4 protein-coding genes, 2 tRNA genes and 2 rRNA genes (1 of these 8 running past the window's edge) are annotated in these 7,425 nt (G+C 39.2%); 4 read left to right on the top strand and 4 right to left on the bottom strand.

Translation table 11 applies throughout. The features are described 5' to 3' along the window. The 4 genes from BTO05_RS13880 to BTO05_RS13865 all read right to left on the bottom strand — a co-directional run. A 23S ribosomal RNA gene (locus BTO05_RS13880) occupies nt 1-1,302 on the bottom strand (it extends 1,519 nt beyond the left edge of the window). 162 nt (nt 1,303-1,464) lie between these two features. Further along, nucleotides 1,465-1,538 (bottom strand) — tRNA-Ala (locus BTO05_RS13875). 73 nt (nt 1,539-1,611) lie between these two features. After that, nucleotides 1,612-1,685 (bottom strand) — tRNA-Ile (locus BTO05_RS13870). A gap of 95 nt (nt 1,686-1,780) precedes the next feature. Further along, nucleotides 1,781-3,306 (bottom strand): 16S ribosomal RNA (locus tag BTO05_RS13865). The 16S and 23S rRNA genes sit together here with 2 tRNA genes alongside, the layout of an rRNA operon. A gap of 759 nt (nt 3,307-4,065) precedes the next feature. On the opposite strand from BTO05_RS13865, the gene thrS reads away from it, so the two are divergent. The 4 genes from thrS to rplT all read left to right on the top strand — a co-directional run bounded on the left by thrS (nt 4,066) and on the right by rplT (nt 7,290). Further along, nucleotides 4,066-6,006: a threonine--tRNA ligase gene (thrS, locus tag BTO05_RS13860; protein WP_087493243.1), complete on the top strand. Its 1,941-nt coding sequence runs from the start codon at nt 4,066-4,068 to the stop codon at nt 6,004-6,006. Between the two features lie 29 nt (nt 6,007-6,035). Beyond that, nucleotides 6,036-6,587, top strand: coding sequence for a translation initiation factor IF-3 (gene infC / locus BTO05_RS13855; RefSeq protein WP_198295278.1), 552 nt, complete (start codon nt 6,036-6,038; stop codon nt 6,585-6,587). A 59-nt stretch (nt 6,588-6,646) separates the two neighbouring features. After that, nucleotides 6,647-6,844 (top strand): 50S ribosomal protein L35, encoded by a 198-nt coding sequence (gene rpmI / locus BTO05_RS13850; protein ID WP_087493241.1) that lies wholly within the window; start codon nt 6,647-6,649, stop codon nt 6,842-6,844. 101 nt (nt 6,845-6,945) lie between these two features. Further along, on the top strand, nt 6,946-7,290 hold the full coding sequence (rplT, locus tag BTO05_RS13845) for a 50S ribosomal protein L20 (RefSeq protein ID WP_087493240.1): 345 nt from the start codon (nt 6,946-6,948) through the stop codon (nt 7,288-7,290). Nucleotides 7,291-7,425: the final 135 nt, after the last annotated feature.

Below are 7,425 nucleotides of genomic sequence, written 5' to 3'. Positions count from 1 at the left end.
TCTCGCCCGCATTATCGTTACTTATGCCTACATTTTCTTTTGTAGCTTCTCCAGCAAAGCTCACGCTTCACCTTCGACGACACTACAATGCTCCCCTACCACTTTTACAAGTCCATAGCTTCGGTAGTATGTTTATGCCCGATTATTATCCATGCCGAACCGCTCGACTAGTGAGCTGTTACGCACTCTTTAAATGAATGGCTGCTTCCAAGCCAACATCCTAGCTGTCTAAGCAGTTCAACCTCGTTTATTCAACTTAACATACATTTGGGGACCTTAGCTGATGGTCTGGGTTCTTTCCCTCTCGGACATGGACCTTAGCACCCATGCCCTCACTGCTGATTAACATTTTATAGCATTCGGAGTTTGTCAGGAATTGGTAGGCGGTGAAGCCCCCGCATCCAATCAGTAGCTCTACCTCTATAAAACTATAAATCAACGCTGCACCTAAATGCATTTCGGGGAGTACGAGCTATTTCCGAGTTTGATTGGCCTTTCACCCCTACCCACAGGTCATCCGAAGACTTTTCAACGTCAACCGGTTCGGTCCTCCACTGTATGTTACTACAGCTTCAACCTGCCCATGGGTAGATCACACGGTTTCGCGTCTACCACTACTAACTAAAGCGCCCTATTCAGACTCGCTTTCGCTACGGATCCGGACCTGAAGTCCTTAACCTTGCTAGCAACGGTAACTCGTAGGCTCATTATGCAAAAGGCACGCCGTCACGGATAAATCCGCTCCGACCGCTTGTAAGCGTATGGTTTCAGGTTCTATTTCACTCCCTTATTCAGGGTTCTTTTCACCTTTCCCTCACGGTACTAGTTCACTATCGGTCTCTCAGGAGTATTTAGCCTTATGGGATGGTCCCCACAGATTCACACAGGATTACTCGTGTCCCGCACTACTCAGGATACTGCTATCTTACTACTCTTTACTTATACGGGACTATCACCCTCTATGGTTGCTCTTTCCAAAGCATTCTAATTCATTATAGCTCAAATATCGCAGTCCTACAACCCCAGCATTGCCGTAACAATACTGGTTTGGGCTAATCCAATTTCGCTCGCCGCTACTATCGGAATCACTTTTGTTTTCTTCTCCTCCGGGTACTTAGATGTTTCAGTTCTCCGGGTTCGCCTCCTTACGGATAACATGTCTTCAACATGCTGGGTTGCCCCATTCGGATATCTACGGATCAATTTGTATGTGCCAATCCCCGCAGCTTTTCGCAGCTTATCACGTCCTTCATCGCCTCTGAGAGCCTAGGCATTCCCCATACGCTCTTATTTAGCTTATTGTACTTTTGTCTTTTTAATGAGTTACATTATTAATAGCAGCTCGTGACTTACTATTAACAATTAAATTATTATATCTATAACAGGTAAACGATTACCTATTATAAATTTCATGTATCTTTTTCAATATGTCAATGAACGTTTTTCAGTATTAAAACTGAATTGTGGAGAATATCGGAGTCGAACCGATGACCTCCTGCGTGCAAGGCAGGCGCTCTAGCCAGCTGAGCTAATCCCCCATTTGAAATTCAGAACTTTTGAGTTCAGAATTTTGAATTGTGAATCCCAACTTCTAGAATTTCCTTTAATTAGTAGTCTCAGGCAGACTCGAACTGCCGACCTCTACATTATCAGTGTAGCGCTCTAACCAGCTGAGCTATGAGACTCTACTTAATTATTTTATAAAATTAAATTAACAGCAAGAGAATAAAATCAAATCTAATCTTTGATTTTTTATTATAAATCAGTCGTCTTTCTCTAGAAAGGAGGTGTTCCAGCCGCACCTTCCGGTACGGCTACCTTGTTACGACTTAGCCCTAGTTACCGATTTTACCCTAGGCCGCTCCTTACGGTGACGGACTTCAGGCACTCCCAGCTTCCATGGCTTGACGGGCGGTGTGTACAAGGCCCGGGAACGTATTCACCGCATCATGGCTGATATGCGATTACTAGCGATTCCAGCTTCACGGAGTCGAGTTGCAGACTCCGATCCGAACTGTGATAGGGTTTGTAGATTCGCTCCTGGTCGCCCAGTGGCTGCTCTCTGTCCCTACCATTGTAGCACGTGTGTAGCCCAGGACGTAAGGGCCGTGATGATTTGACGTCATCCCCACCTTCCTCACAGTTTGCACTGGCAGTCTTGTTAGAGTTCCCGACTTGACTCGCTGGCAACTAACAACAGGGGTTGCGCTCGTTATAGGACTTAACCTGACACCTCACGGCACGAGCTGACGACAACCATGCAGCACCTTGTAGATAGTCCGAAGAAATAGCTATCTCTAGCTAATGCAATCTACATTTAAGCCCTGGTAAGGTTCCTCGCGTATCATCGAATTAAACCACATGCTCCACCGCTTGTGCGGGCCCCCGTCAATTCCTTTGAGTTTCATTCTTGCGAACGTACTCCCCAGGTGGGTCACTTATCACTTTCGCTTAGCCACTCAGACCGAAGTCCGAACAGCTAGTGACCATCGTTTACGGCGTGGACTACCGGGGTATCTAATCCCGTTCGCTCCCCACGCTTTCGTCCATCAGTGTCAATACATTGTTAGTGATCTGCCTTCGCAATTGGTATTCTATGTAATATCTATGCATTTCACCGCTACACTACATATTCTAACCACTTCACAATGATTCAAGATAACCAGTATCAAAGGCAATTTTACGGTTGAGCCGCAAACTTTCACCTCTGACTTAATTATCCACCTACGGACCCTTTAAACCCAATGATTCCGGATAACGCTTGGATCCTCCGTATTACCGCGGCTGCTGGCACGGAGTTAGCCGATCCTTATTCTTATAGTACCGTCAGCTCTCCACACGTGGAAAGGTTTCTTCCTATATAAAAGCAGTTTACAACCCATAGGGCAGTCTTCCTGCACGCGGCATGGCTGGATCAGAGTTGCCTCCATTGTCCAATATTCCTCACTGCTGCCTCCCGTAGGAGTCTGGTCCGTGTCTCAGTACCAGTGTGGGGGATCCCCCTCTCAGGGCCCCTATCTATCGTTGCCATGGTAAGCCGTTACCTTACCATCTAGCTAATAGAACGCATACTCATCTTTTACCGATAAATCTTTAAAGTAATTTCCATGCGAAATTTACTTACTATGGGGTATTATTCTTCATTTCTAAAGGCTATCCCCCTGTAAAAGGTAGATTGTATACGCGTTACGCACCCGTGCGCCACTCGTCAGCAAAAGAGCAAGCTCTCTCCTGTTACCGTTCGACTTGCATGTGTTAGGCCTGCCGCTAGCGTTCATCCTGAGCCAGGATCAAACTCTTCATCGTTAAATTTTTAAGTGTTTCCACTATTATCTTCAACAACTAATTTAGAATTTTCAAAGTCTCAATATGATTTATTCTCTTGTTTAATTTTGTCGTTTCCAACAAAATCTTACGCTGTCAATTCAATATGTTAATGAACGTATTTCTTAAATTCTCTTAAGGCGTTTATCTCTTAAGCGGGTGCAAATATAAAATGCTTTTTTGTTTCTCACAAAATAAAAATGAAAAACTTTTATTTTATTTTTTTAACCCTATAATACTCTAAAAGAACTTCTCAAAACAAAACTATTTCGCCGTTTTGAGGGTGCAAATATAAAACCACTTTTTAATCTCACAATACTTTTTTCAACTTTATTTTTAAGTTATTTACTAAACTTCACTAAAACCCTTAATACAAAGCACATACAAACCAAAATATTTTAAAAAAATACCTTAGATTTAATCATACATGTATACCTTATTAATTGTATCCTGATTAGAGAAACTTGTAAATACCCTTTTTAACTAACTACAAACTAATAAAGGTAATTATGACCTTTATCTAATTCGCGTTAAGGGTCAACGTAAATAGCCCACATTAATTTGGCTTCCAAAAGCTAAAACAAAATATAAGGAGTTGAAACAAAAGCTCTACCACTTTTACACTTGTAAAATGAGTATGAGTGAAAACATCCAAAAATATTAAACACTAATAACCTAGTAAGCTTTGCTAGTTGATGATATACCTATATATTTGCTAGTTATTAAAAACTACAAATAATAATGATACAAATTACTTTACCTGATGGTTCGGTGCGTGCTTTTAAAGAAGGCGTGACACCTCGCGAAGTGGCTGTAGATATTAGCGAGGGATTTGCCCGAAACGTTATTTCTGCAAAATTCAATAATACAATTATTGAAACTACCACTCCATTGACCACTGATGGTAGTCTTGTTTTATATACTTTCAGAGATGATTATGGTAAGAAAGCATTTTGGCATTCTTCGGCTCACGTTTTAGCTCAGGCTTTGGAAGAATTATATCCTGGCGTTAAGCTTTGGGTTGGTCCAGCGATTGATAATGGTTTTTATTATGATGTGGATTTGGGTGAAGGCACAATTTCTGAAAAGGATTTTAAAGCTATTGAAACAAAAATGATAGAGATTGCTCGTGGAAAGCACGATTTTAAAATGCGCTCTATTACAAAAGCTGATGCTTTAGAATTGTATAAAGGTAAAAACGAATATAAAGTTGACCTTATTGAAAACCTTGAAGACGGCACAATAAGCTTCTGCGACCATGATACTTTTACAGATTTGTGTCGTGGCGGACACATTCCTAATACTGGAATCATTAAAGCAGTTAAAATATTAAGCGTTGCTGGCGCATATTATAAAGGTGATGAAAATGAAAAGCAACTCACACGTGTTTATGGTGTTTCATTTCCTAAACAAAAAGAGCTTACAGAATATTTACATTTACTAGAAGAAGCTAAGAAACGTGACCATAGAAAACTAGGTAAAGAATTAGACCTTTTTACTTTTTCGAGAAAAGTAGGACAAGGTTTACCTCTATGGTTACCAAAAGGTGCTGCCTTACGTGAGCGACTTGAAAACTTCCTAAAAGCCGCTCAGAAAAAAGCGGGTTACGAAATGGTTGTGACACCACATATTGGACAAAAGGAACTTTATGAGACTTCTGGACATTATGCTAAATATGGAGAAGACAGCTTTCAACCTATAACAACACCCAATGAAGGCGAAGAGTTTTTACTTAAACCAATGAACTGCCCACACCATTGCGAGATATACAACACAAAACCATTTTCATACAGGGAATTACCTAAACGCTATGCTGAGTTTGGTACAGTATATAGATACGAACAAAGTGGTGAGCTCCATGGTTTAACACGTGTTCGAGGATTTACACAAGATGATGCACATATTTTCTGTACACCAGACCAATTAGATAAAGAATTTAAAGAAGTGATAGATTTGGTTCTTTATGTATTTGGCTCCCTTGGCTTTGAAAATTTTACAGCACAAGTTTCAATAAGAGACCCAAAAACTCCTGAAAAGTACATCGGAAGTCTTGAAAATTGGGAAAAAGCAGAAAATGCAATTCTTAATGCTGCAAAAGACAAAGGACTCAACTTTGTTGTCGAAGAAGGCGAAGCTGCTTTTTACGGACCTAAGTTAGATTTTATGGTCAAAGATGCCCTTGGAAGACAATGGCAATTAGGGACAATTCAAGTAGATTACAATCTTCCTGAGCGTTTTGACTTAACTTATAAAGGCAGTGATAACGAGCTACATAGACCAGTGATGATTCATCGCGCACCATTTGGAAGTATGGAACGTTTTGTAGCTATATTGCTAGAACATACTGGTGGCAATTTTCCTCTTTGGTTAATGCCTGAACAAGCTATTGTATTATCTATCAGTGAGAAATATGAAAAATACGCTGAAAAAGTTTTAAATTTGCTAGAAAATAACGAAATTCGCGCCCTCGCAGATAATCGAAATGAAACTGTAGGAAAGAAAATCCGTGAAGCAGAAATGCAAAAGTATCCATTTATGATTGTTGTAGGTGAGCAAGAAGAAAAAGACAACACTATAACTGTAAGAGCTCACGGCGGAGAAGATTTAGGCACGATTAGTGTAGATGCCTTTACAGAAATAGTAACAAAACAAGTAAACGAAAGCCTAAAAACTTTCAAATAACAATAACGTTTAATTAAAATTTATTAGCCATAGCAATACGTAGAAGAAAAAATTTCAGCAGACGTGTAGTCCAAGAGGACAAGCACAAGATTAATGGAAAAATTAGAGCCGAAGAGGTAAGACTAGTTGGTGATAATGTGGAAATAGGTGTATATCCTACAAGAAAAGCTTTATCGATTGCCGATGAACAAGGTCTTGACCTCGTGGAGATTTCTCCTAATGCCAAGCCGCCTGTCTGTAAAGTTATGGATTATAAGAAGTTTCTTTACGAACAAAAGAAACGTGAGAAAGCTCTAAAATCAAAAGCAACTAAAGTAGTTGTAAAAGAAATTAGATTTGGACCACAAACTGATGACCATGATTATGAGTTTAAAAAGAAACATGCTGAAAAGTTCTTAAAAGAAGGTGCAAAACTAAAAGCTTTTGTGTTTTTTAAAGGACGTTCGATTGTATTCAAAGAGCAGGGTCAAATATTATTACTAAGACTTGCTCAAGACTTAGAAGAATATGGTAAGGTAGAACAAATGCCTAAATTAGAGGGTAAACGTATGATTATGTTTATTGCTCCAAAGAAGAAATAGAAAACTGAATAATTCAGTATTTAAGATAATAAGCGAAGCGTAATTAAAAAGAGGATAAAATGCCTAAAATGAAAACAAAATCAAGTGCTAAGAAACGTTTCAAACTAACTGGCACTGGTAAGATTAAAAGAAAGCATGCTTTTAAGAGTCATATATTGACAAAAAAATCTAAAAAGCGTAAGCTTAAGTTAACTCATGACACTTTGGTACACAAAGCAGATGAGGATAACATTAAAACAATGTTACGTTTAAAGTAACAACGTTTTAATCGGTTAAAACAATTTATAAACCCTGGAGTTAGGCAAAACTATTTAGCAAGTACCAAGTTGGTCGCCTACTACAAAAAACAATTAAAGAAATGCCAAGATCAGTAAATTCAGTTGCAAAGAGAGCCAGAAGAAAAAAGGTTCTTAAGCAAGCAAAAGGTTATTGGGGAAGACGTAAAAACGTCTGGACAGTAGCAAAAAACGCGGTAGACAAAGCGATGCAATATTCGTACAGAGACCGCAGAAACAAAAAAAGAACATTCCGTGCGTTATGGATTATGCGTATTAATGCAGGTGCAAGACAACATGGGATGAGCTATTCAAAATTTATGGGAAAATTAAAAGCTAACAATATCGAATTGAATCGTAAGGTTCTAGCAGATTTAGCTATGAATAATCCTACGGCTTTTGAAGCAATAGTAAACAAAGTTAAGTAGGGCTTTTAGCCAAATTAATAACAACATTTCGCTTAAAAAAGCCCAACTCTTAGAGTTGGGCTTTTTATTTTATCCTTATCAATCCTATAAAGACCTAATAGAAAACTTCATTTTTTAAGTACCTTACAAGTATAT

It is taken from the genome of Winogradskyella sp. PC-19, from assembly GCF_002163855.1.
Classification (GTDB): domain Bacteria; phylum Bacteroidota; class Bacteroidia; order Flavobacteriales; family Flavobacteriaceae; genus Winogradskyella.
The sequence above is the reverse complement of the archived record's forward strand: the minus strand, read 5'-3'. Positions and strand labels throughout refer to the sequence as shown.